This is a genomic window from Luteibacter anthropi (assembly GCF_023699965.1).
Lineage (GTDB): Bacteria > Pseudomonadota > Gammaproteobacteria > Xanthomonadales > Rhodanobacteraceae > Luteibacter > Luteibacter anthropi.
The window spans coordinates 1,747,904-1,773,394 of the sequence record NZ_CP077072.1 but is presented as its reverse complement, the minus strand read 5'-3'; the positions used below and the strand labels follow the sequence as shown (position 1 = coordinate 1,773,394).

The window sequence follows — 25,491 nt, the reverse complement described above, 5'->3', positions numbered from 1 at the left end:
GTGTTTCCTCTATCGGGGTGCGGGCGCCGTGGATGCACGCAGGCGCATCTGGTAATCCATTTCGACCATGCTGGGATCGCCCTTGCCGAGCAGTCCCAGCAGGAGTTCTTCCGTGGCCCGTTTACCCATGTCGCGCACCGGCTGGTGCACTGTCGTGAGCAGGGGCCACACGCGTGTCGCAATCGTGGTGTCGTCGAAGCCGCAGATGGATATCTCGTCAGGCACCCGCACGCCGGCTTCGGCCGCGGCCCAGATGGCGCCGACGGCCATATCATCGTCAGCCGCGAAAATGGCCGTGGGCCGCTGTTTCAGGCTCAGCAGCTGGCGGGCCGCCTTCACGCCCGACTCGAAGGAGAACTGGCCCTGCACCATGTAGTCGGCACGCTCATCCAGCCCGGCACGCTTCATCCCGTCGCGGTACCCGGCCAGGCGCCATACGCCTGCGCCGTGCTTCGGGTCGCCGATGATGTGCGCGATGCGGCGATGTCCCAGCGCGACGAGGTGATCCACCATGGCGGCGGCGGCCTCGCGCTCTTGCAGGATGACCCCGGCGATGCCCTTGGATTTGCGCGGTGCGATGGAGGCGAACGGCACGTCGGTGGCGCGCAGATGGGCGAGCAGCGCCGGGTGGTCCGTGATGGGTGGCGTAAGCACCAGCCCATCGGGACGATGCCGCCAGAGGATGCCCTCGACACGCTCCATGAAATCCTTCGCCGTGGAATCCAGCGGCTGCACCATCATGCTGTACTGCTGCGCCTCGCAGGCCTCCTGCACGCCCGCCTGCACTTCCATGACATAGCTGGGCGACAGGTTGTCGTAGAGCAGCCCGATCATGAAGGAGCGATTGGAGGCGAGGCTGCGCGCCGACGCGAGTGGCCGGTAATTGAGCTCGGCCACGGCGGCCATGACGCGGTCGCGCACTTCCGCACGCACGCCAGGCTCCTGGTTGAGCACGCGCGAAACGGTCTTCTTCGACGTATCGGACGCACGAGCCACATCGTTAATGGTCACGCGCGACATGAAGGCCTCTTCAATGCTTCGTTCCCTGGGTGACTCCCGCGGCCACCTGCTCCACGGGCGTATTCCAACCGGATACCTCGACCACCGTACCGACCGAGCCTTGCGCCGGATAGCGCGCCGTGAGCACGGCGGATTCGCCGGGCCATAGCGTGACATCATTGTCAGTCCACCTCACGGGCAGCGCAAGGTCGCCCTTCGCGCCGTGGCGTATGGTCAGGTGCTCTTGTACGGCGGCCGATGGCGATGAGGCAGGGATGGACAGCGTCACCCGGGTAACATCCTCATCGCCTTCACGAACGGTCGAGGCGTGGACCTCACGCGTCGCTTTCGGCAAGGATGCCAGGGCCGTGAAATCGCCGTACTGCGTCACTGGTGTGAGGTACCAGTTGGACTTCGCCCAATCGAGCGTATCTTCACGCGTGGACAGCCAGTAGACGTTGCGACTGACCGGCTTGCCGTCCGCCCCGACAAGTTCCAGTTCGACGAAATAGACCGTGGACAACCCGGCGACCGACGGCAGATCGAGCACCGGCTGCGCGTGGTTTCCCGCAAGTTCGATATCCTCGACCTGCTTCTGGTAGCGCACGCTGCCATCGAGGTTGCGGACTTTTACCAACGCCTTCAGCCCGTGACGTTCATCCAATGTGTGGTTCACCACCACGACGGAACGCGAATCGTACGAATACTGGATGTGCACCGGTTCGTTGGCTTTCTTTGCGCCGTAGTAGGCCCCCGCCGGATTCATGTAGTAGTCGTACAGGTGCCAGTGCAACGACGGCCAGGCGCTGTTGAGCATCCAGTAGATGACGCCAGTGGCAGGGTTATCAGCTCCCATGCGGGCATTGAAGGCTTCGAACTGTGCACGTACGTTGTCGTAGTTATCGAGCTGTGCCTTCGCCACGTAGTCGGCAAGGCCCGTCGGTGCACCGTAGCGCTTTGCCAGTGCGGTATCGAACGGCGTGAGCACGGCGAACGTCGACCAGTCGGCCGAGGCGTGGTACTGACGCGCCTGCGGGTACTTCCACAGGGCTTCCTGCTCCTGCACCGACAGCATGCGCTGCACATCTTCGATGCGAGGAATCACCGCACCCGCACTCACTTCCGAATCGAAGCCGAAGGCTGCGCCCTGCTTGTCCCCGTACCAGTAGGACGGCGGAATCCAGTCGTAGGGGCCCGCCATCTTCATGCCCGATGGGCCGGCCTCTTCCGTCTTTTCATCCACGGCGGCGGAAATGACAGGCAACGACCAGCCTTCGTCGCGAAGCGTATCCGTATACATCTTCGAAAGCGCCTGCGGTGGGGCATGGTCGCTGCCGATGTAGAAGCCGATCACCGAAGGATGGTTGCGCAACAGGCGGGCCTCGCTGGCCATCGACGCCTTCGCCACCCGCATATCGGCGTCGTTCCAGGGTTCGCCGCCCGTCTTCGCGGCGGCCTCCCACTTGTCGCAGCATTCCCAGCCGGCCAGCACGAGGATACCGTTGCGGTCGGCCAGGTCGTAGAACCGGTCGTTCTCCAGCTTGCCCTCGCTGCGGATGGTGTTGATGCCCAGGTTCACCACATAGCTGAACTCGGCCTCCATGCGCGCGGGATCGTCGCGCAGGAACATGTCGGGCGCCCAGCCGCCACCGCGTATCAGCAGGGGCTGGCCGTTGATGGTGAACTGGCGATAGCCCTGGCGGGTAAGCGTGGATTCCACGCGGCGAATGCCGAACGTTGTTGCCGAGCGATCCGACGCAGCGCCATCGACCGCCACGGTCAACGCCATCTGATAGATCGGATGGTCGCCCATGCCAACGGGCCACCACACCCTGGGGTTGTCCAGCGTCACCGCTGGCGTCGATCCGGAGGCCAGCGATACCCGTTTCACCTCACCAGGGGCGAGACGGATCGTCTGCTGCACCGGCTTGTCGGCAACGGTGCCCGAGACGGTGGCGTCATGGCCCACCGTATCCAGGTTGGTCGCCGTGACGCTCACGGCCAGGGTCGCCTGCTTGAGGTCTGCCGACAACGTGGACATCACATGCGGTGCACTCAACGCCACGGGTCCCGTCTGGACGATGTCCACCCCGCGCCAGGGCCCCATGTTGTTGTCCGGCGGCGTGGGATTCCAGTCCACCCAGCCAATGGACAGGCTCATTCGCGGATCACCCGGATACACCTTGAAGGCCACCGCATTGGCACCTGCGTGTACCCAGCGGGTGACGTCGATGTCGTGCTCGGGATAGGCCCCTGCCAGATCCGCGCGGTCGGCAACCTTCTGCCCGTTCACCCAGGCATCTGCGGCCGAGATGATGCCGTGGGTGCGCAGCAGCGTGTATCGCTTTGCGGCTGCCTTTGGCAGGTCGAAACCCGCCCGGTACCACCACGGCGTCACGAAGAGGTTGCCGCTGGCGTCAGGCACCTGCACGGCACGAAGGTTGTCGCTGTGGAATACATCGTCTTTAAAGACGCCGTTTTCCAGCAGGCCGGCCATCACGGTGGCGCGTCCGGTGACCGGATACCATTCCCTGGTGGCGAAACCACTGGCAGAGATCTCGGCGCCGCCTTGCTGGGCTTTCGCGTCGTCCTGGATCTGCCACCGGCTTATGGGGTTGACGGTTCCTGCCTCCGCGGCAACGCGCGTATCGGCGTACGTGGTACCTGCCATCGCGGCTGGGCCAAGGGCCACGCCCATCACGATGGCGGTCACGAAGATCGTTCGTACTGCGTTCTGCATGGCGTCAATGCTCCCTGGCTGCCGTGCGCTGGATATCCTGCGGCGCGAACGGCCATGCGGCATTCACACGCGCCCACACCAGGAAAACGACCAGCCCGGCGATGATCCATGCACCCGAAAGCACCAACGATAGTGTCGAAGCGGATACGTAGACGTATATCCAGCCCAGCAGCGCAATGATGCAAGGCACCGGATAGAGCCATTGCCGGTAAGGCCGGTGAAGCCCCGGCTCGCGCCGACGCAGTGTGATGAGGGTAACGACCTGGGCGATGGACTGCACCAGGATGATCGCCGTCAGCAGCATGTTGATGACTTCGGTCAGGTCGAAGAAGGTGCCGGCCGCCGTGACCGCACCCATGGTCAGCAGGGCTATATGGGGAAAACCTTCCTTCCCATGGAGCCGGCCGAATGTCGAAAGAAATACTTTGTCACGTGCCGCTTCGTACGGCACCCGCGAACCGCCGAGCAGACCGGTGAACACCGACGCCAGCGCCGTGACGATGATGAGCACGGTCATCACCGCCGCAGCCGCATGGCCCCAACTCCGCTCTACCACCAGCGATGCCACGGATTTGGATGTCGCGATCTCCTGCCATGGCGCCACGCCCAGCACGCTGATGTTGAGCAGGAGATAGATCACCATCATCGCGGTGATCGAAATGATGATGGTGCGCGGCATGGTGCGCCCGGGATCACGAAGCTCGTCGCCGATATAGGCCGTGGTGTTGTAACCAAGGTAATCGTAGACGCCGATGATGAGCCCCCCGCCGAGTCCGGCGAAGAAATGCGGACCGAACGCGCCCGGCGGGAAATCGAATGCCAGCCGGGCATCGAAGTGCGAGAACCCGGCTGCCGCCACGCCGATGATCGAAACGAGCATGATCACCCAAAGCGCAATGGTGATGATGCGTACCGACTCGATGCGGCGGTACAGCAACCACGTCACCAGAGCCGTTGCCACCACCCCCACCAGATGCGCGGTCCACCAGCCCATGCCGGGGAAGAAGAATTGCAGGTACTCCACCATGCCGATGATGCCCGTGGACATCAGCAGGGGAATCGCCAGCAGCATCGTCCAGATGAAGAGAAACGGCATGAGCTTGCCACTGCGCTCCTGGAACGCCCTGCGCAGGTAGACATAGGTGCCACCGGAGCCCGGCATGGCCGCGCCCAGCTCTGCCCACACCAGCCCATCGGCCATCGCCAGCAAGGCGCCCACGATCCACCCGACGATGGCCTGTGGACCGCCCATGGTCGCCACCATCAACGGGATGGTGATGAACGGGCCGATGCCGCACATCTGGGTCATGTTGATGGCGGTACCGGAGAAAACCCCGATCGACCGATGGAAGTTACGCTCGCTCATGATGTCCCCCTACCACTGGCCACGAATGCCGAACATGAACATGCGCTCGGAGAACGTCGAGTGCCCGGGCTGGTTCGACCATGTCAGGTAATAGCGCTGGTATTCGTTGGTCAGGTTCGTGCCGTTGAGAAACACTTCCATCTGCTTGGAAAACTTGTAGGAGACCGACGCATCGATGTATTCCTGCGGGGCCTCGTACAGCTCCAGGCCCGTGATGCCGCCAACGCTATCGGATACCGCGCGCCGGGAGCGGTAGTTGTACGCCACGCGCGCCTGGAAGCGGTCGTCCTGGTACCACAGGATGAAGTTGCCCGATTTGGTGGAGTTGTCCTGGAACGGGATCTTCTTGCCTGCCAGGTCGCGCTCGCCGGAATTGCTGGGCGCGTAAGTGGCATTCAGCTCCATGCCCGTCTTCGAGAAGATGCCTGGCAGGAAGGTAAAGCCTTGCCGATAGTCGAATTCCGCACCCTTGATGCTGTTGCCCGTGCCCTGCACGGGCTGGGTAATGACGATGCAGTGATTGCGTACCACGCCGTCTTCATCGGGCAGCGTGCAGTTGGTGACACTGCCGTTCTTGATGAAGCTGTCCACATTGATGCGGAACAGCGCGAGGCTGATCATGCTGGTGGGGTTGATGTAGTACTCGGCCGAGGCGCCAAAATTGGTGGAACGCCAGGGATTGAGGTTGGGGTTGCCGGTGGACGTACCGTTGGCAACGCGGAACACCGGGCCATCGGGCGTCTCGGACAACGAGTAGTTCAGGGTCAGGCCGCCCGCCCAGGTGCTCAGGTTCAGCGGCATCATGTTCTTCGAATAGGCAAAGCGGAATTTCAGGCTGTCGGTCGCGTCTAGTGCAAAGTTCAGCGACGGCAGGATGTCCCGGTACGATCGCCGGGTGATATCCGTACCCACGTCCTCGGGCTCGTCACCATAGGCCCCTGGTGCGCCCGTCAGGTGCTGCGTCACGTTGAGCTTGCTCTGGATGATGCGCACGCCCACGTTGCCGCTATAGGGCATATCACCGATCGTGCCGTTGAAGTCACCCTGGAGATAACCCGAAAGCTCCTTGAGCCGAACGCCCCACGTGGTACCCGGCTCGCCAACCCGAACGGTATCGGGATACAGCGACTTCCAGAACGCCTCGGGATTCTTCATGGCATCGGGGTCGAGCGCCCAGAAGTTGATGCCGGACCCGAGCAGGTTGTTGTAGGCCTTGAAGTTGCTCGCCAGTGGTGCGGCCGTATTCGGCATGGAGATGGCCGAAAGCGGGCCGGCACGGAAATAGCCCTGGTCGTTGCCGGCCGTACACGAGCCACTGTTCAACACCACGTCGGCGCCGACATAGCGCACCAGACACCCGTTCGGATCGCTCGCACCCATGCCGCCATACACCGGGGTCTCGAAGGTCCAGCCCTTGTTGCTTGCATTGCGGATGCTGTTGCGCAGGCCGAATTCGAGCTTGAACCCATCGTTGAAGTCGAACTTGCCGTCGAACCGCAAGGCGTTGAGGGCCACCTTGCGGTCGTAGTTGCCCGACGATTCGAGCGCCTTCATCGTCCAGGCGGCCGGATTGGCGAATGCTGCCGCCAATTCGGCCGGTGTATCGATCTTCAGGTAGCGGCCACGAAAGTCGGCCACGATGGGCAAGGTGTTCTGCGGGATACCCGAGGGATTGAATACACGGTTACCACCCAGTGCGGCGGGATACACCATCGTCCCGGGCGGCACGGCGTCGTCGGATACGCCATCCTTCAGGACGTTGGGCCACAGGGCACCATCCGAATCGGATACGTTGACGTCGGTTTCCTGGAGCGACTGCGACGCCGTGTCATGGATACCCCGCAATGATGCGGTGAACGGGCCACCGTCGTCATAGTCCAGCTGAAGGTTCAGGTTCTTCGCCACGGAGAACTTGCGGATCATCTGCGAATACGATTCCACGTCGCCCGGCCACTTCTGGTACACCTGCGTGGTGAAGATATTCGACCCTTCCCAGCCAGGCTCGGGCGTGCCGTACTGGCCAAGTGCCGGCCGGCCCGTATCCCGCGATTGCAGCGGCACATAGGTCGCGCCCTGCCAATTGGTGGAGTTGAACTGGATACCGACGTTACGATCGAACTCGTGCTGCTGCGAGTAGAAGTAATCGCTCGTCAGGCTGAAGCCGTTACCGATATCGAACTGGAACGAGGCATTGCCTGATTTCCGCTTACGCTCGGTAATGATCTGGTTGACGCCGAAGTTCTGGCTACCCAGGAAAACGCCGTTCGACTTGCCGTCACCGTTCACGTCCACGCTGCCATCGGCGTTCTGCACGATCTTCGACGGAATGGGTGCGCCGTTCCAAGGCGTAAGGAACCCGTTGTAGCCGCCGGAACTGACTGCGTTCTCGCCGTTGAGCACGGCACCATACTGGTCCAGGCCTTCGGTGGAGTTCATGCGTCGGGTATCGGAGTAGTCACCCGAGATCAGGAAACCCCAGCGGCCGTTGTCGTTATAGGAGATCAGGCCGTTGCCCTCGGGCCCCGTGTGCTTCGTGGTCGAACCGCGTTCGCCATTGGCCGAGTAGCTGTACGTGAAACCGGATGGCAGGTCCCAGGGACGGTAGGTGTGCAGGTCGATGGCACCGCTGATGCCCGCGTCGGTTTCGCTGGCGGTCGCCGACTTGGCCACGTCCGCACCATGGAACAGCGTCGACGGCAGCATGCTGAAATCCGGCTGCTGGGAATCGATCTGGTCCGCCGTGATGAAGATCTCGCCATTGAGCATGGTGCCCACCTGGGGCAGGCCGCGGACGTCCACTGATGTACCCACGCCCGCATCGCGATTGATCTGCACGCCAGTGATGCGCTGAAGCGAATCGGTAATCGTCGTATCGGGCAGCGCGCCGATGTTCTCGGCGGTAATACTGTCCTGGATCTTGTCGGCATCGCGTTTTACGTCGATCGCCTTCATCTGCGATGCGCGCACGCCGGTAACCGTGACGCCCGAGAGGTCGACAGCCTTCCTGGCGCCGTCCTGATCGTCCTTGTCGCCTTCTTTCTTCGGCGCGGCCGGCGTTGCGGGCGGCGCGGCTTGCGCGTCCTGCCGGATATCGAAGAACGTGGAAGCGCTTGCCGACGTCGAAGCGACAGCCAGCAGCGTCAGCGTGATAGCGAACGACAAGGGATGCTTACAAAGTGGTGTGGACATGGGCCGTGACCTCGTGACTGTTGCCTGCCAGGAACGCGTAATGCCCGGACGCGCGCGAAAGCGCACGCCGTCGTGGTGCCAATGCTTGTTTTCCCCAACCCCCCGGCGCGCCCCCGCGCACCGCGTTACTTCACTTCGAGAACGACATCCTTCCCAGCGCCCACTGCCCCTCGCGAGGGTCGCCGGTCACAAACACACACAAGGCATGCGCATCCGCCGCGATGGGCGTGGAAAGCTTCGTTTCCAGATGCACCTGACTACCCAAAGGCGTGGCGCGACCAAGCGGCAGCGTCGCGAGCCGTGGGCCATCACAGGCGTTTGCATGGATCTCGATGGCGTCTTGTCCATCGTGGCTTCCACGCACTACGGCGCCCCGGGCTTCGTCGCCATAGCGCCACGGCAGCTTTTCGGCCGTCACGGCGACGTGGCTGGCGCCCTTTACGTCTGCCATGCGCCACATCCAGCAGGCGTTTCCGATCTCGACGGCATACACCGGACTCGGGCCATGTGCCGGCCTGCTGCCCTGCAAGCGCGACGGCAGCTCACCCGAGCAGGTTTCCAGTGCAGTGCTGTCGCGACTTGACAGGGTGGCTTCGGTGACCTGGACTGACCGGGCCGAGGCGAGCACGCTGCCGTCCGGTGCGAACGTTGCAGCTCGCAACGTCACCCCGGCGGGCATCGTGAGCGGCTGCGCATACATCGCGGATGTCGCCGACGGCGCTGTACCGTCGGTGGTGTAGCGGATGGAACCACTATGGACCTGATTGTCGAGCACCGCCCTGAACGCGCCGCCCGTCGCACGCGATAACTGGAACGTCGGCGCGAAGGCGGTATCCGCGACGCCAATGCCCAAGGCGCGATAACGCTCCATCTGAGCGGGGAGTCGTGCCAGGAATCCGTTCCAGTCATGAGCCGAGGGCGCCGACCAGCCCAGTTCCGCCAGCGCGGCGATACGCGGGAACGCGGCATGCTGGGTGTGTGCGAACGTCAGCATCTGCTCGGCCCACAGGCCGGCCTGCACGCCGATGATATGCTTCGCTTCGTCGGCACTAGTACCTGGCGGCACCAGCTGCGAGTCGTATACCTGGCGCAACGTCACCTCGGGCGGCGGCCCGGCCCATTCGTCTGGGTGCCCGGATTGCAGGTGATCGAAGTACAACGATTCCTGCGGTGTCATGACCACATCGTGCCCCTGGCGAAGCGCCGCAAGCGCCACGCGCTCGTCGTGATCGCCATGCCAGGACATCACGACCTGCCCGCGTGGCAGCGCCACGCCAGCGGCTACTTCGTCGTCCCAGCCCACCGGGGTGCGACCGTGGTCGACGAGGTACGTGGCGACCTGCTGCATGAACCAGCCTTGCAGCTCATCCATGCTGGCCAGTTTCAGCGCCTTCATCTGCGCATTGACCTCGGCCGAGGCATTCCACTGCTGCTTGTCCGCCTCGTCGCCGCCGATGGAGACGTAGCGCGATGGGAACAGGCGCATGACCTCGTCCATCACGTCATTGACGAATTGCAGGGTCCTGGCGTTCGGGTTCAACAGCCAGGGACTGACACCCCAGTCGGTCCACACGGACGGGCGCCTGCCTGTCACGCCCAGCCAGGGATAGGCGGCGATGGTGGCCTGCGAGTGCCCGGGAAGATCTATCTCTGGAACGATGTCGACGTAGTGCTCAGCGGCGTAGCGCACGATGTCGCTGATCTCGGCTGCCGTGTAGACCTTGCAATAAGGTCTGGATCGCCCGCCCGACACCTCACTGTCATTACCTACGGCGTCGCGACATGCACCCACCGTAGACAGCTCGGGATACTTCGGTATCGGCAGGCGCCAGCCCTGGTCATCGGTGATATGCCACACGAGCACATTCAGCTTGTCGAGCGACATCCAGTCGATCAGGCGCTTGATCTCGTCGGCATCCTGGTAGTGCCGGCTGGAATCCAGCAGCAGGGCGCGCCATGCAAATCGGGGGTGATCCTCGATCGTGCCGTAGGGCACATGTGCGATGGCACCTCGTGTCCAGCCCGGCGGCGTCAACAGCTGCCACACCGTCACGCTTCCATAGAACGCACCGCGTGCGGTACGGGCCGTGACGATAATCCCTTGCGGGCCGATAACCAGTGCATAGCCCTCGTCACCCACGACAGCCGCATCCGGGCGCACATCGAACGTCACCGCCACGGGCGCGTTGTCGCTTGTTGTTTGGCCTATCGTCAGCCCACGCACGTCGGCGACGCGCTGCACGAAGTGATTCACGACAGCGGCCATGGCCGCGTCATCGCTTCCACGTACGACGACGCCCGCACCATTGCCAATGTCCAACACGCCGGCACCCGACGGCTTCACCACGGCGGGCATGGGAACCAGCGACCACGCAGGTACCGGTGCAGCGGTGGCGAACCCGCTTATCGCGTGCACAGCGATGACTATGGCTGCACACGTCAGTACGAAGTGGCGTTTACATCGCGTCGGCTTACGCTGCCTCATGCGACCAGCCCCTCGGACAACGTGGCTTCGGGCGCTTCGCGACGCCCCAGAAACCAGCGCGCGGCTCCCTGCACGCCATGGCAACCATGCTCGGTCACCCACACCGGCACCTGCGCCAGCAGGGGACGCGCACTGCGACCATGCAGGAAACGCTCTTCGAACGCGCTGCGCTTGAGCAGATCGAACAGCGAAGACAGGAAACCACCGGCAAGGAAAATGCCTCCCGTAGGCACGCAGGTCATGGCAAGGCTTCCGGTGAAGCTTCCCAAGGCAGCGCAGAACAGCTCCACCGCCTCCACGGCCTGCGGATTGGCCTGCGCCGAGGCCGTTGTCGTGACGTCTTTCGGTGTCGCCAGCACCGGCATCTCGCCATCAAGTGCGCAAAGCGCCTGGTAGATGGTCAGCAGACCCGGCCCCGATACGATGGCTTCGACCGGTACATAACCCCCTTCCGGCGCAATCCACGCGAGTACGTCGCGCTCACGCAACGAGTGGGGCGCGAAATCCATCTGGCCGGCTTCCGTCGTGAGTACGGTTGGCCGGGTTACACCGGGCACATGCAAGGCCGCACCCAGCCCCGTGCCGGGGCCAACCACCAGGGACGGCCCCGGGCCTCGATCCGACGGCCCGCACAGATGCCTGCCGCTGGCGGCCAACGGACCGTCGATGGCGTAGGCAAGGGCTTCGAAATCATTGAGGAGCGCGATCTCGACCAGGCCAGGCGTGGCGCGCAAGTCGTCGATCCGGACGTGCCACGGGAGGTTGTCGTTCACCACCTCGTCGCCCATCACCTGGCCGGCACACGCCAGTACGCAATGCGCAACCGGAGTGCGCACCTCCGCCTCGATGAAGGCGTGGAGCAGCGCGGCAAGCGAGGGAAACGCGGCACAGGGAAACACGCGATAGGCGAGCGTCTCGAAAACGCCCGTCCCATCGTCGGCAGCGCGCATAAGCGCGACGTGGCCATTCGTGCCGCCGATATCGCCCGCAAGAAATTGCATTCCCGATGTCCCCCACCCCTTTGAAACCCACGGGTGAATCACGTGATCCGCATGCCCCCGCACCGGATTGGACATCAGGGTGTAACGGGACTGACACCGGTGTCAAGACATGCCGCAACAGGGATGGAACCGGGTGCAAGGCGTCGCCACGACTCCGCGGAAGCTCATGTCGATACCGAGGGCGCTCATTCGTCGTATACATGAAGGCGGCCATCCCGGCCGCCCTCATGCCAGGAGATAGTCATGTCCTACATCGATGGTTTCGTCATCGCCGTGCCCAACGCCAACCGCGAAAAGTTCATTGAACACGCCCGCACCTTCGATCCCTTCTTCCTGAAAGTGGGGGCCCTGCGGGTGGTGGAGTGCTGGGGTGATGACGTGCCCGACGGCAAGGTCACCGACTTCCGCCGTGCCGTGCAGGCACAGCAGGAGGAATCCGTGGTGTTCTCGTGGGTCGAATGGCCCGACAAGGCCACCCGCGATGCGGGCATGGCGAAGTTCATGGAGGACCCGAGCATGGCCGCCGCCAGTGACTGTCCTTTCGACGCCAAGCGCATGATTTTTGGCGGCTTTACATCGGTCGTCAGCTTGCCGGGCTAACGGTGTATCGAATCCGCTATGTCGCCGGAAGCGGTGCGTACATACGCCATGGCGTATAAATTCAATTTATTCGCTTTGGCGTATATGTATAAAATATACGCCAAGTTGTATATTGCCTTTTTATACGAGATAGCGCATATTTCGATAAGGAGGCTTATTCCATGCCCGACCTCGCCCGCTCAACCAAGCAGATTGGCGCCGTTATCCGCCGTCACCGTAAGCGCCTGGGACTCAACCAGAACGAACTGGGAGAGCGCACCGGGCTCCGGCAGGCCACGATCTCGCAGATCGAGAACGGGAAGCCGGGCAGTCAGATCGATACCATCCTGGCGATCCTGGCCGCGCTGGATCTTGAATTCCAGATCGGCGACCGCCGCCATGGAATCGATATCCGGGAGCTGATTGACTGATGGCAAGAAGCCGACGACATCCGCCGTTACGTGTTTATCAGAACCATCGGCTCGTAGGGCATCTGCTCAAGGAAACCAGCGGAGCCATCGCGTTCCGCTACGATCGCGAATGGCTTGATCGCGCCCAGGCTTTCCCGGTTTCGTTGTCGCTGCCGCTTCGCGAGGAGGCATGGCACGGTGAACCCGTGGTGGCCGTATTCGACAATCTTCTGCCTGACTCTCCGGAGCTGCGCAAGCGCGTGGCAGAAAAAATCGGCGCCGCCGGACCCGATGCGTACAGCCTGCTGGCCGCCATCGGCAGGGATTGCGTTGGCGCGCTTCAATTCCTTGAAAGTGACGACGACGATACACCGAATGATACAACCGCGATCTCCGGTGAACGCGTCGACGATGAGGCCATCGAAAAGCTGCTTACGTCATTGGCACAAGCCCCACTGGGACTTCGCAAGGATGATGACTTTCGGATATCCATCGCGGGCGCCCAGGAGAAGACCGCCCTGCTTCGCCTCGATGGTCAATGGCTGAAACCCCACGGAACCACGCCAACCACGCACCTGTTCAAGACACAGATCGGAACATTGCCCAACGGCGTCGATCTTTCCGACAGCGTCGAAAACGAATTCTATTGTCTTCAGCTTCTGAAACACCTAGGCCTGCCGGTGAACAATGCGCAGATCATGCGCTTTGGCAACACCAAGGCCCTGGTCATCGAGCGTTTTGATCGACACTGGAGCGAAGGGCGCCTGATTCGTCTTCCACAGGAAGATTTCTGCCAGGCACTTTCCGTACCACCTTCCCGCAAGTACCAAAGCGATGGTGGTCCAGGCTTCCGTGATATAGCCGGGCTTCTTAGCGGTGCCGATCGTCCGGCCGAGGATCACCGCACCGTGCTGCAGGCTCAACTGGTGTTCTGGCTACTGGGTGCCACCGATGGTCATGCCAAGAATTTCAGCCTCTTTCTTCGCCCGGGCGGAAACTATGCGTTGACTCCGCTTTACGATGTCCTCAGTGCCCAGCCCGCCGTGGATGCGCGCAAGATCGAACGCAAGCAAATGAAAATGGCGATGTCCGTAGGTGACAAGCGCCACTACCGCATCGATGAGATTCAGGCGCGACACTTCCAGCAAAGTGCAGATGCCGCGAAAATACCGCCCGCCCTTTCGGCCAGGGCTATCGACGATATCGCAACGCACATGGACCGCGCACTCGACCAGCTCGAAGCCAGTCTGCCAGGCGATTTTCCCGAAGCGTTGCATCAATCCATCAGTGCAGGCGTCCGACGCCGCTTGAAAGCCCTTCGACTCGGCCTCGCCGCCTGATCATTGCGCCAATGTTCGACGATAAGCCCCCGGGTAGCGACCATGAAGACATGGCTGCCGCCGGTGCCCCGGGGGATACCATCGTCAGTCGGTGAGCACCCCCAGCCCGCGCAACCATGTATCCAGCAACGCGGGCCAGCCGCCGATGGCATCGGTTGTTTTGCGCAGGGCGAACGCATGCCCTCCCTTCGCATACAGGTGCATCTCCACCGGAACACCTGCCTTCGTGAGCGCAAGGTAGTAGCTCACCGAGTTACGTACATCGTCGACGGGGTCGTTCTGCGCCTGCACGATGAAGGTGGGCGGTGCCTTGGTGCTGATCTTGTTCCTGGGATGCAGCTTCACGCCGTGTTCGTCCTGGTCCCACAGATGCCCCGGATACATCGCGATGGCGAAATCGGGAACAGGATTCTCCTTATCCGCATCGTCAACGGGCTTGTAGCTCAGGCGAGGATGATTGCTGATATCAGCCACCATATGACCACCCGCCGAGAAGCCGATCACGCCGATGCGCTGCGGATCGATCTGCAGCGCTTTCGCCTGATGTCGCAAGAGCACCATGGTGCGCTGCGCATCCTGCAATGCCATCGGCGCCGTTGGCTCCTTGCCGCAGTTGCAGTCGTCATTCCACCAGGGTCCGGAACCCGGCACCCGGTACTTGAGCACGACGCAGGTCATGCCTTTGGCTGTGAATGCGTCGCAGATCTGCGTGCCTTCCAGTTCGATGGCAAGCACGCGGTAACCGCCGCCGGGGAACACGACCATCGTTGCGCCGCTGTTCTTTCCCTTGGGTGGGTAGATGGTCATGGTCGGGTGGCTGACGTTCACGATGGCAACCAAGGGTGCGGGCGCTCCGGGTTTTTGTTCGTTCCATACGCCCTCCGGCCCCTTCACGGGCGGCCTGGCTATCGCAAGGCCCTCCGGCCATAGCGGCACCTGCTTGCGTGGTGCTTCGGGCTCCCATGCGGGCCCTGGGTGTACCCAGTCGTTGGCGCGCACGGAGGCACAACCCAGCGCGACGGCGATGAACGCAAATAACGACGCTATACGTATGCACATGATCCGATCCCCAGCCATGAATTCCCTGTCCTGGCATGGCAACACGGCAATGTGGCGAAAGGCTGGAGCGACCCGGCTGGGGAGCGGGCACGATCCGCCGGTAAGATGTGGCCTTGCTCCGTCGGACCTGCCCCATGCCGGTATCGCTGCTTTCACTATCGTCCCTGATGGACCCGTTGCGCGGCTTCGTCGCCGTGGGCCGGCGCATGAGTATCACCCGCGCAGCGGAAGACCTCTGCCTGACCCAGTCGGCCATCAGCCGCCAGGTGCATGCACTGGAGAGCCGGCTGGGCGTAAAGCTGCTCGTGCGCGGGCATCGTTCGATCACGCTCACTGCCGAGGGTGAGCGCCTGTTCCGCACCGCCGATGCCGCGCTACAACAACTGCAGGAAGCCGTAGGCGTCATTGGTGACGAGGCGCGGCGTCGCATCGTCACACTCAGTGCCAGCATCGGCGTCACCGGCCTCTGGCTACTTCCTAGACTGGGCCAGTTCCAGTCCGCGCATCCCGGTATCGAACTACGCATCGCCGCGCAGAACCGCCTCACCGATCTGGCCAGGGAAGACGTCGATCTCGCGATTCGCTACTGCTCGCGATCGGCTGCGCCCGAAGGTGCCCTGCATCTCTTCGACGAGGCTATTGCCCCGGTCGCGCATCCTTCCCTGCGTCTGGGCGAAAACCTTGTCGATGACCAGGTCTTGCTTGAATTCGATGATCCTGCCCGTCCCTGGCTGCACTGGGATACCTGGCTGAAAACGCACGCGATGGCCCAAGGCCGGCCACGCAGCATCCTGCGCTTCAACCAGTACGACCAGGTGGCTTATTCGGCCATGGCCGGCCAGGGTATTGCACTGGGCCGGGTGCCACTGCTTGGCACCATGCTGGCGGAAGGTCAGCTCGTGACCCTGGCACCTGCCGAAGCGCCGCATGGCAGCGATCATGGATACTGGCTGCTGAGTGAAGATACGGGCGACGATGCGCGTACGGTGGTGGACTGGCTCGTTGCGCAGGCGCGCCCATCCGCCTGACGCATGCTCCCCGCGCATGGCAGGCATGAGGATTGAGCGTTTGAACGGGCCGCCGCCGAGCGGTGCAATAGGCACGGATTTCTCGCCGGAACCGTGCCGTGTATCTCCCCCTGTCCCAACGCCTTCCTGGCGTCATTGCGAGCATGAGCTACCTGTCTCGCACTGAGGAGCGCCCCTTCCAGTACGCCTATCCGCCCCCGGACGGCCAGTCCTGGGAGAGCGCCGATTACGATATCCGTACCACGTTCATTGCCGATGCGCGTCGAACAGAGGGCTCGGTGCACGATTGCGGCTTCGTGCTGTGCGATGCCCCTACCGGTGTGCGCGACTTCGAGGACAAGGACGAGCTGGCCCGCGTCTATTACCCGGAAGTGGCATCCCTGGCCCTGGCAGCGACCGGGGCTACGCGTGCCTACGTCTTCGATCACCTCGTACGCAAGCGCGAGGCGGACCGTCGTGCGTTGTCGTTCGGCCGCTCGTCACGCGGCCAGCCTGCCGCCGCCAACGGCCGCATCCATAACGACTACACCGAACAATCCGGGCAGCGACGCCTGGGCCTGGTGATCGGCGATGACGCCGCCATGGCGAATGGATCGCGCTATGCGATCGTCAATGTCTGGCGATCCATCCGGGGGCCGGTGCTCGATACGCCGCTGGCCGTCTGCGATGCCCGTACGGTGGATGCCTCGGAGCTGGTAGTCGCCGATGTCCACTACCCGAAACGCAAGGGCGAGATCTACATGCTTCGCCATGGCCATCGTCACCGGTGGTCGTACTTCTCCGGGATGGATCGGCACGAAGCCCTGGTTTTCAAGCAATACGACTCGCAGGTGAGCGGCGTGGCGCGCTACACCCCCCATGCCGCCTTCGAGCTGCCGGACGTGCCGGCAGGCACGCCCCTGCGTGAAAGCATCGAGGCCCGCTGCCTCGTCATCTTCGATTGAGACCGTCCATGATCGAGTTCTGGTTCGACTTCGGCAGCAACTACAGCTATCTGTCGGTGATGCGCATTGAAACACTCGCGCGACGGCACGGCGTGGATATCACATGGCGCCCTTTCCTGCTCGGCCCGATCTTCCAGTCGCTGGGCTGGGAATCCTCGCCCTTCGTGTCGCAGGACCTGAAGCGCCAGTACGTATGGCGCGACATGGCCCGGCGTTGCGAGCTTTATGACCTTCCCTGGTCGGTGCCCAGTGTCTTTCCGCGACGGTCGATCCTTACTGCAAGAGTCGCACTCGTCGGCGCGCAGCAGCCGTGGATCGCCGCGTTTTCGCGTGAAGTCATGAAGCTCAACTTCGCGGCAGACGAGGATATCGACAGCGCCGATACCCTTGCCCGCGTGCTCGACCGGCTTGGCCTGCCTGCGCAAGCCATTCTTGATGAAGCCGTATCCACGGCAAACAAGGACAAACTTCGCGAACAGACCAACCGGGCCGCAGCACGCGGCATCTTCGGCGCCCCCACCTTCTTTGTGGGCGACGAAATGTTCTGGGGCGACGACCGTCTCGACGACGCCATGGCGTTCGCCCTGAAACATCGCTCCGCTACAATACGATTTTAAGGAGAGCACGCATGGCAAGGATTCATCTGGTGGAAGGCCCGGTCGGTGCCGGCAAGTCCACGTATGTCGCCAGCCTTCAGTTGCTGCACGCGGCACCGGCGCTGATCCTCGATGCCTGGTTCGTCCGCCTGTTCAGCCCGGACCGTCCCGCCGAAGGCCTCATGCCCTGGTACGTCGAACGCAAGGAACGCTGCTTCACCCAAATCTGGACCACAGCCCGCGACATCCTGGATCGCGGACACGACGTGGTGCTTGAACTGGGACTGGTCGAACGGGCCAGCCGAGAACGCTTCTACGCCATGGTCGACGAAGCCGGCTACGACATGATCGTCTACCTTCTCGATGCACCCCGCGAGGTTCGCAGGGAACGCGTCCAGCGGCGCAACCGCGAGAAAGGCCCTACCTTCGCCATGGAGGTACCGGAAGCGTTTTTCGAAATGGCCAGCGATCACTGGCAGCCGATGGACGATGTGGAGATCGAGATACACGATGTACAGGTCGTCGCCCAGGCCTGAACCTCAGTACAGACGCAGCGACAATTCCACGTCATCCGCGAAGGGAACGGAGAGGTATCCGCCTCCCGCCGAACGTACCCGGTCAAGATACTCGGGGTTGTACTCGGCATTGTCGGCCACCACGAGTGCACCGGGCCGCAGATTCGCTTCAACGAGGTCGAGCACGTCGGCATAGAGGGCCTTGGCACCGTCGAGCAGCAGTACATCCACCAACGCGGGCAGGTCGCTGCGCAGGGTGTGCAGCGCATCGCCTTCGCGTATTTCCACGAGGTCGATGAGGCCCGCTTCCGTAAGGTGCCGGCGCGCACGCTGCACTTTCGACGGTTCGAACTCGCAGGTGATGACGTGACCACCGCCGTTATCACGAAGTGCCGCTGCGATATACAACGTGGAAATGCCGAACGACGTACCGAATTCCACGACGCTACGCGCACGGCTGTGGCGTACGAGCATGTAGAGCAACATGCCTGTTTCGCGGGACACCGCCAGCGGCATGTCCTTCAGATGCCCATAGAAGTCCAGGTAGTCGGTCTTGCTGCGCATCAGGCGATTGCGTTCGCCTGCCGTCAGCGATGCCACGGCGGGCACGTCGAGCGGCGAAGCGCGGGCGGCTTCGTCGAAAAGACGGTCGATAAGAGGCGCCACGGGGGCGCAGGTCAGGGTAGACAAGGGAGAATCTCCGGGGCAGATGCGTGCTGGTCGACGCCGGATTAGAATGCGATCAATTCGTCAGGTTTTCTAATCGCATTAGGACCCGCCCATGCCAGAGCGCCGCAACCCAACGATTTCCTTAAGGAAATCACCCAAGCAGACACGTTCTGAAGGGCTGATCGCCATCGTCCTGGAAGCCGCAGCTCAGGTTCTGGCCAAGGAAGGCGCGCAGCGCTTCACCACGGCCCGGGTGGCCGAGAAGGCCGGCGTCAGCGTCGGCTCCATCTACCAGTATTTCCCGAACAAGGCCGCCATCCTGTTCCGCCTGCAAAGCGACGAATGGCAGCAGACCTCGGCGATGATGCGGGACATCCTTGAAGACAAGGCCACCTCGCCCCTGCAACGCCTTCGTCGGCTGACGCATGCCTTCATCCAGTCCGAATGCGATGAAGTCGGCGTACGCTCAGCGCTGAACGATGCGGCGCCGCTATATCGCGTCGCTCCCGAAGCCCATGATTTGAGGACCGAGGGAACGCGACGCTATGAAACGTTCATACGTGAGGTGCTGCCTGCAGCCCCTGAAACCACCATTGCCACGGTGACAGACATCGTCTCTACCACGCTCGGCGCCCTCGGCAAGGAATTCTCCGAGCAACGCCACGATGCGGGCGAGATTTCCGCCTATTCCGATGCCGTCGCGGACATGCTTTGCGCTTACCTTGTGAGTTGTGGGGCCAGATCGTCCTAGCCAGGTTTGCTGCGCCATACGCCCGGCGACTGCACTTGAAGTGCCGGATAGGCCCTGCTACGTTTCGCTCGCGGCCCTGACCGGGCTGTCGTAAGCGTTCACGTCAACCAACGCGCTCCGTATCGCGAATGCCTGCATTCGCGTCCTTGCGCATGAGTTGACGACATGAAACCACCTACGTTCCTTGCCGCGCCCCTCCTTGGCCGCGGCCCCATCGCCCCGGACCGCCTCGGGCTCTTCCTGTTTTTCCTTGCCAGCCTCGCCGACGGCGCGCTGATGCCGTTCTTCGCCCTGTGGGCGCAGCATGAGGCGGGTATTCCCACGCGTTACATCGGCCTTTTGCTCGCCTGCTATGCCGGCGGAGAGCTTCTGGCCACGCCCCTGCTCGGTGGCATCGCCGACCGCATCGGACGGCGCCCCGTGCTTCTGTGCTCCACGCTTGGTGTAGGGCTTGGCTTCGTGCTTCTCTCGCAGATGCACGGTGTATTCGCCATCGCTTTATGCCTGCTGGCGATCGGCATTTTCGAGTGTGCCTTGCATCCGACCGTACAGACCGTGATTGCCGATGTGGTGCCGGAAGATCGGTTGCGCATGCGTTTTGCATCGGCACGCATCGCATCCGGTGCGGGACATATTGCCGGTCCCGCATTGGGTGCCGCGCTGGCACTGCTATCGCTGAACACCGTGTTTGTCGGTTGCGGAATATCGCTTCTGGTCGCTGCACTGCTTGTGTTCTGCCTGCTGCCCGAAACGCGTCCGCTGGAAGAGCGATCGGCGCACGACGATGAGGAAGACGAAGAAGGGCTGTCCGCGCTGTTTCCCGCCTTCCGCGACCGCCGACTTGCCATGCTGTTGCTGTGGTTCGTGCTTCTGGAAATCGTGGACGGCTGGTCGGCGGCGGTCATTCCCCTGTATGCCAACGGGGAGCACGCACTGTCACCTTCTGGCGTGGGCCTGCTGTTTACCTACGGTGCCGCCGTAATGGCCTTGCTGCAATGGCCCGTGACGAAGTGGAGCGAGCGCATCTCGTCGTACCCGCTGGTCATCGCATCCGGCATGACGCTGGCCGCTGCCTTCCTGCTTTTGCTTCTGCCACCGGTGGCGCTCACCCTCTATGCCAGCGTGACGTTGTTCTCCCTGGCACAGGTGCTGTTCGGTCCCCTGGTGCCGGTTACGGTGAATGCCCTGGCTCCCCCGAAATCACGCGCGTCTTATATGGCGGCGGTCTCGACAGTCAATGACCTGAAGGACTCCGCAGGTCCGGCAACGGGAATGCTTCTGTATGGCATGGCCGCAACGCTGCCCTGGCTGATCGGTATACCGGTTGCCATCGGCGCGGCCATCGGACTAGCGACGACCATCCGGCGACACGAGCGCACGGCGTCCGCTTGAAACCTGCTTGAAAAAGAGGGGCGCCTCCCGGCGCCCCTCTTCTCACACCCACTCAGGTCTTCTTGCGCGTGCGCTTCTTCGCAGCGGGTGCCTTGGGAGCTTTGGGCGCCTTTACCGCCTTCGGCTTCGGGCTTTCCTTTACTGCCGGCGCCGATGCCGCGCTCATCTGTTCGAGCCAGGACAGGTCATCGACGTAGGAAAGGAAGTGGCGCAGATAAGGCGGCGACAGTTCCTGCATCAAGGCGATCGAGCGATGCACCAGCGCGCTGGAATTCAACGGCCCTGCATCCGTCGGCACATGATCGAGCGACTGGCGGAACTGGCTTTCCGAGCGCTGTGCATCCCATAGCAGATGAAAGGCTTCCAGCTCCGGCAGCTCAGGCCAGGTAGGCGCCGGGGGCGTCATGCCATCGACCAGCTGGCCCAGAGGGCCACGCGTGCGTTCGCTCGCAACGACGTCGCCGGCTTCCTCAGGCGTCGCGCGCAGCGCGGTGATGCGCTCGTCGAGCAGGCGCCGCGCGGGACCTTCCATCGACGATGCCCGGCGTTCGAGCGCCTCGACCAGGCTATGCCGGATGGCGCGGGCCGCATCACGGACCATGGGCGTTCGCGGGCGCATTGGATGGCTTCGGGATCGGCGCGATCTCCACGCGGCGGTTCTTCGCCCGGCCATCCTCATCGGTATTGGATGCCACCGGCTGCTCCTGTCCGAACGCCGCCGCGAACACCGACGACGCCGGCACGCCTTCACTTACCAGCGCACGGGTCACGGTCAGCGCACGCTGCGCCGACAGCTCCCAGTTATCCGCATAGCGACGGTTGCCTTCGTGCACGATCTGATCATCGGTGAAACCGCTGACCATGAGGATTTCATCGCGCGAGCGCAGGTAGGCCGTGAGCGGGCCGGCGAGGCTCTTCAGCAGATCCAGGCCTTCCGGCTGGAGCTGATCGGAATTGAGTGCGAACAGCACGCTGCCGCTGATGCCGATGCGGCCGTTGACCAGCGTAACCCGGCCGCTGGCGAGCGGCACGGCCAGCGCCTGCTCCAGCGACACGCGCCGCTGGGTTTCCGCCTGGTGCTGCTTCACTTCCTGGTCGAGCCGGCTGGTCAGTTGCAGCTGCACGCCGATCACGCCCACGAGAATCAGCACGAAGGCACCCAGCAGCACCGACATCAGGTCGCCGAAGGCGGCCCAGATCGGAGTGGACGATTCCCCTTCGAGATCGATCTCGTCATTCATGCGGCGTCGTTTCCTTCGCTCTCACGCGAGGCACCGAGGCGCTGCATGTCTTCGAGAATCTGTTTCTGCGACAGCACGCTGAGGTCCACCACTTCGCGCGCCTGTGCGACGTAGTAGGCCAGCTGTTCGTCGCTGCGCGTCGAGGTCTGGTCCAGCGCTTGGGCGATGTGCTGCAAACGCTCCATGAGCTGGTCGTTCGATTGCCCGAACATCTGCACGGCCGCACCGAAGGCCTCGCCCAGGCTCGCAACTTCCGCCGCGCTGCCGGTGACCTGTGCCGCCACGGCTTCCAGCTTGCCCGTCTCGGCTTCGATGTGATCCGTAAAGCGCGTACCGACACGCTCAAGCAGTTCGGCCGAGGTGCCGACCAGGGCATCGATCGCCGTGCGCTGTTCGACCGATGCGTGGTTGACGGCATCGAGCAGGGTTTCAAGTGTGGCCAGCAGGCGCGTGCGCTCTTCCAGCATCGAAGTATCGCGAACCATGCTGTCCGACAGCTTCTGGCGCAGCTCGCCCACCACTTCGGCCGCCACCTTCGGCGCTTCGGCCGCGGCCTCGACCAGACGCGAGATCTCGGCGATGGTTTCGCCGGCATGCGTCTTTGCGCTGGCCGTGATGGATTCGGCCGTGCGCTCCAGCGTGTCGCAGATGGCCTGCTGCTGGCTGGCAACCTTTTCGCCCGCCTGTTCCCACTGGGACTGCAAGGTCTTGGCGACCGAGCCAAGTGCGTCCACCGAGCCCTGCGCCAGGCGCGCAACTTCGGCAATGGTTTCGCCGGAACGCACCTGCACACCGGCAACGATCTCGTTCGCCGTGCGCTCGAAGCCATCGACGATGGCCTGCTGACCTGCGAATGCTTGTTCGCTGGCCTGCGTCCATTGGGTGTTGAGGCCGGTAGTGACTTCAGCCAGCGCGTCCTTCCACTGCGCAAGACGCTGCGCATCACGCGACTCCAGCACGGACTGCATCTCGGCATGCGAGCGGCTCACCGTATCGACGAGGGCGGCAGCGCGTTCGCCGAAGGCTGCCGTAACGGCATCCAGTGCCTGGGCGTTACGCGACCCGAGCGCATCATTGGCCGCTTCCTGCTTCGCCAATGCATCGTTCCATGCACTGACTGCGCCGGCTCCCACCGCATCCAGACGCGTTGCAACCCCATCGACCAGATCAGCGGAGCGCTTTTCAAACGTATCGGCAAACTTCGACAACGAACCTTGCAGATCCCGCACAAGCGCCGCATTCGTTTCGTGCTGCTGCGACAAGGCATCCCCCCACGAACTCGACAGTGCCTTGCTGGATGCGTCGAAACCCGCCGACAGGCCGTCCAGCTGACGCTGCACCGCCTGCGTCACCGTTTCGCGCAGGGCGGTAGTTTCACCGGCAAGCCCGGCCATGGTGGCCTCGACGGCTGGCTGGATCGACGCGCTGGCGGCACGCGCGCTATCCGCGATGCCTTCCTTAAGCGACTGCTCCACCGACGCGGCAAGCTTCGTGTAGATCGCCTCCGCTGTGGCGTGAAACGCCTGCTGGCTGGCAAGCTGGCGCTCGGTGGCATCCACGTTGTGCTTCTCGATCGACGCCATCATCGCTTCGAGGCGATCGACCAGCAGCGGCATGGCCTCTGCCTGCTGCCGCATCAGGCGCAGGGATTCCTCGCGCTGATGCGTCTGCGAATGCTCGCGCAAGGTGGTGCCGAGCTTCGCATCAAGCGACTGCACCGCCAGCATGCGGTCGCGACGGACCAGCGCCGAAAGCAGGCCCAGCATCGCCGACGTGGCGATACCCGCGATCGATGTGCCGAACGCAAAACCCAGCCCCTTCACGGGTGCCGCCAGCGAGCCACGCATGGCTTGCAGGTCGGTGGCACTTTCCAGCGCGAGCCCGGTGCCGCGCAGCGTTGCCATCATGCCCAGCAAGGTACCCAGCATGCCCAGCAGGACGAGCAGGCCAACGAGGTAAGGAGTAAGGGTTGGTGCGGGCAACGCCACGCGCTCACCCGCCACGCGCAGGCGGACGGCATTGCGCAGGCCTTCGGGCAGGCGGGTCAGCCAGCCATCGATGCTCTCGGGTGTCGCATTCAGTTCGCCAACCGCTGAACGCAGCGCCGTGGTGCCCTGGCGATAGCGGTAAAGCTCCATCGCACCGGCCAGGTAGCACACGCCCACCAGGATCGCGATGGCGGCACCGAGCGGATTGGAGCCCACGTAGCCCACACCGATCCAGCAGACCACGGCCAGGCCGGCAAGGAACACGACGGAAGGAATAAGGTTTCTGAACATGATTTTCCGGTTAACTGGCGCGAAGGGCGGCAAGCAGCCCTTCGATCGGTTGGAAGCGGACATCCAGCTCCGCGAGCAGCACGCTCTGCATGTCCTTGCGGAAGACATCGACCCACGCGAGGGAGTCTTCCGGGGCAAGGCGACGCAGGCGTTCGAAGCGCTCGGCGAGAAGGATAGGGACATTAGCCAGCAGGCCGTGTTCGAGCGGGCTCAAGGAGCGCTCCATCACGGCATCCACCTCTGCCAGCCGCCCCATGTCAGGGGAACGACCGGCCAGCATATCGCGCAGGTCGCCGCGCAGGCGCCCGGTGGCGGCCTGCATGGCCCGTTGCATGGTGAGGTAACGCTGGCGGAAAACGACGTATTCGGGCGGCGCATCAGCCGCAGGCACCTGCCCACCCCGTGCCGGCACGGCCACCGGCTCGCGTCCCGTCACGATGGCCTGGGCCAGCTGCGCCCGAGCCCGGACACACTCCTCCTCCACGGCACTGCCAAAGAGGGGGGCATCCTCAGGAGCCTCGGGCAGCTTGCCGTCCAGCGCCGTGGACAGCGCAATGGCATGGCTCCAGGCCAGCCAGCGGCTGAGCCGGTCCGGCAGCGAGCCGCCCGGCTGCGGAGCCGGGGCGCGGCTGAGACGGGCGATCAAGCGGATGAACGTCGGGCCGCGGACAGTCGTTCGTTCAGGTGCCTGCACTTAGGGGTCTACTGGCCAAAAGACGGGCATTTTACACGCGAAACGTGGGGTGGGCCGTGGGAAGCTGAATGGGCTCGGGGCTGGTGTGTTCTGCTTCGTAGGGGGGCTCGCCTGTCGGCCTCGCGCTCGGCGCCTGTGGCGTGGTCGCCTGGAGGCAGCGGGGGCGGCCCTTGGCGCGCCGGCCTGCGGTGTCCCTCGGGAAAGGAGGAGCCGC

21 protein-coding genes are annotated in these 25,491 nt (G+C 63.3%); 9 read left to right on the top strand and 12 right to left on the bottom strand.

The window, feature by feature from the left end; genetic code table 11:
• Positions 1-9: 9 nt before the first annotated feature.
• From KR767_RS07890 to KR767_RS07865, 6 genes are all read right to left on the bottom strand, one after another.
• Entirely contained in the window at positions 10-1,020 is a 1,011-nt protein-coding gene (locus tag KR767_RS07890; RefSeq protein ID WP_250878730.1) for a LacI family DNA-binding transcriptional regulator, read from the bottom strand.
• A gap of 10 nt (positions 1,021-1,030) precedes the next feature.
• Entirely contained in the window at positions 1,031-3,739 is a 2,709-nt protein-coding gene (locus KR767_RS07885) for a glycoside hydrolase family 2 protein (RefSeq protein WP_250878729.1), read from the bottom strand.
• A 4-nt stretch (positions 3,740-3,743) separates the two neighbouring features.
• On the bottom strand, positions 3,744-5,105 hold the full coding sequence (locus tag KR767_RS07880) for an APC family permease (RefSeq protein ID WP_250878728.1): 1,362 nt from the start codon (positions 5,103-5,105) through the stop codon (positions 3,744-3,746).
• A 9-nt stretch (positions 5,106-5,114) separates the two neighbouring features.
• Positions 5,115-8,294, bottom strand: a complete 3,180-nt coding sequence (locus KR767_RS07875; RefSeq protein WP_250878727.1) for a TonB-dependent receptor — start codon at positions 8,292-8,294, stop codon at positions 5,115-5,117.
• Between the two features lie 130 nt (positions 8,295-8,424).
• Entirely contained in the window at positions 8,425-10,779 is a 2,355-nt protein-coding gene (locus KR767_RS07870; protein ID WP_250878726.1) for a beta-N-acetylhexosaminidase, read from the bottom strand.
• The gene (locus KR767_RS07865) at positions 10,776-11,780 is read right to left on the bottom strand and encodes a glucokinase (RefSeq protein WP_250878725.1); all 1,005 of its coding nucleotides are present in this window, start codon (positions 11,778-11,780) and stop codon (positions 10,776-10,778) included. Before KR767_RS07865 ends, KR767_RS07870 begins: the two co-directional genes overlap by 4 nt.
• A 243-nt stretch (positions 11,781-12,023) precedes the next feature.
• Here KR767_RS07865 and KR767_RS07860 point away from each other — a divergent pair, with 243 nt between their 5' ends.
• From KR767_RS07860 to KR767_RS07850, 3 genes are all read left to right on the top strand, one after another.
• Positions 12,024-12,380, top strand: coding sequence for a DUF1428 domain-containing protein (locus KR767_RS07860; protein ID WP_250878724.1), 357 nt, complete (start codon positions 12,024-12,026; stop codon positions 12,378-12,380).
• 161 nt (positions 12,381-12,541) lie between these two features.
• The gene (locus tag KR767_RS07855) at positions 12,542-12,790 is read left to right on the top strand and encodes a helix-turn-helix domain-containing protein (RefSeq protein ID WP_166946030.1); all 249 of its coding nucleotides are present in this window, start codon (positions 12,542-12,544) and stop codon (positions 12,788-12,790) included.
• The gene (locus tag KR767_RS07850; RefSeq protein WP_250878723.1) at positions 12,790-14,109 is read left to right on the top strand and encodes a type II toxin-antitoxin system HipA family toxin; all 1,320 of its coding nucleotides are present in this window, start codon (positions 12,790-12,792) and stop codon (positions 14,107-14,109) included. The genes KR767_RS07855 and KR767_RS07850 overlap by 1 nt, the downstream gene beginning before the upstream one ends.
• A gap of 84 nt (positions 14,110-14,193) precedes the next feature.
• On the opposite strand, the gene KR767_RS07845 is transcribed toward KR767_RS07850, so the two are convergent.
• Positions 14,194-15,168 carry an alpha/beta hydrolase gene (locus tag KR767_RS07845; RefSeq protein ID WP_250878722.1) on the bottom strand — a complete coding sequence of 325 codons (975 nt, stop codon included), beginning with the start codon at positions 15,166-15,168 and terminating at the stop codon, positions 14,194-14,196.
• A gap of 134 nt (positions 15,169-15,302) precedes the next feature.
• Between KR767_RS07845 and KR767_RS07840 the strand changes: the two genes are divergently transcribed.
• The 4 genes from KR767_RS07840 to KR767_RS07825 all read left to right on the top strand — a co-directional run bounded on the left by KR767_RS07840 (position 15,303) and on the right by KR767_RS07825 (position 18,272).
• Positions 15,303-16,196 carry a LysR substrate-binding domain-containing protein gene (locus tag KR767_RS07840; RefSeq protein ID WP_250878721.1) on the top strand — a complete coding sequence of 298 codons (894 nt, stop codon included), beginning with the start codon at positions 15,303-15,305 and terminating at the stop codon, positions 16,194-16,196.
• A gap of 143 nt (positions 16,197-16,339) precedes the next feature.
• A complete protein-coding gene (locus KR767_RS07835; RefSeq protein ID WP_250878720.1) occupies positions 16,340-17,140 on the top strand; it encodes a CmcJ/NvfI family oxidoreductase in 801 nt (266 codons plus the stop codon).
• Between the two features lie 8 nt (positions 17,141-17,148).
• Positions 17,149-17,757 (top strand): 2-hydroxychromene-2-carboxylate isomerase, encoded by a 609-nt coding sequence (locus tag KR767_RS07830; RefSeq protein WP_250878719.1) that lies wholly within the window; start codon positions 17,149-17,151, stop codon positions 17,755-17,757.
• Positions 17,758-17,768: 11 nt separating this feature from the next.
• Positions 17,769-18,272: a P-loop nucleotide/nucleoside kinase family protein gene (locus tag KR767_RS07825; RefSeq protein ID WP_250878718.1), complete on the top strand. Its 504-nt coding sequence runs from the start codon at positions 17,769-17,771 to the stop codon at positions 18,270-18,272.
• 3 nt (positions 18,273-18,275) lie between these two features.
• Here KR767_RS07825 and KR767_RS07820 read toward each other — a convergent pair whose 3' ends face one another.
• The gene (locus KR767_RS07820; protein WP_166946016.1) at positions 18,276-18,941 is read right to left on the bottom strand and encodes an O-methyltransferase; all 666 of its coding nucleotides are present in this window, start codon (positions 18,939-18,941) and stop codon (positions 18,276-18,278) included.
• Between the two features lie 91 nt (positions 18,942-19,032).
• On the opposite strand from KR767_RS07820, the gene KR767_RS07815 reads away from it, so the two are divergent.
• Together KR767_RS07815 and KR767_RS07810 are read left to right on the top strand one after the other, a co-directional pair.
• Entirely contained in the window at positions 19,033-19,671 is a 639-nt protein-coding gene (locus tag KR767_RS07815; RefSeq protein WP_166946014.1) for a TetR/AcrR family transcriptional regulator, read from the top strand.
• 165 nt (positions 19,672-19,836) lie between these two features.
• Positions 19,837-21,063: an MFS transporter gene (locus tag KR767_RS07810; protein ID WP_166946013.1), complete on the top strand. Its 1,227-nt coding sequence runs from the start codon at positions 19,837-19,839 to the stop codon at positions 21,061-21,063.
• A 52-nt stretch (positions 21,064-21,115) separates the two neighbouring features.
• On the opposite strand, the gene KR767_RS07805 is transcribed toward KR767_RS07810, so the two are convergent.
• From KR767_RS07805 to KR767_RS07790, 4 genes are read right to left on the bottom strand one after another with little or no spacing between them, the layout of a single operon-like run.
• Positions 21,116-21,664 (bottom strand): DUF2894 domain-containing protein, encoded by a 549-nt coding sequence (locus tag KR767_RS07805; RefSeq protein ID WP_250878717.1) that lies wholly within the window; start codon positions 21,662-21,664, stop codon positions 21,116-21,118.
• Complete coding sequence (locus KR767_RS07800; protein ID WP_250878716.1) at positions 21,654-22,304, bottom strand: OmpA family protein; 651 nt, start codon at positions 22,302-22,304, stop codon at positions 21,654-21,656. The genes KR767_RS07805 and KR767_RS07800 overlap by 11 nt, the downstream gene beginning before the upstream one ends.
• Entirely contained in the window at positions 22,301-24,583 is a 2,283-nt protein-coding gene (locus tag KR767_RS07795) for a DUF802 domain-containing protein (RefSeq protein WP_250878715.1), read from the bottom strand. Before KR767_RS07795 ends, KR767_RS07800 begins: the two co-directional genes overlap by 4 nt.
• A gap of 10 nt (positions 24,584-24,593) precedes the next feature.
• On the bottom strand, positions 24,594-25,277 hold the full coding sequence (locus tag KR767_RS07790; protein ID WP_166946005.1) for a DUF3348 domain-containing protein: 684 nt from the start codon (positions 25,275-25,277) through the stop codon (positions 24,594-24,596).
• Positions 25,278-25,491 lie beyond the last annotated feature (214 nt).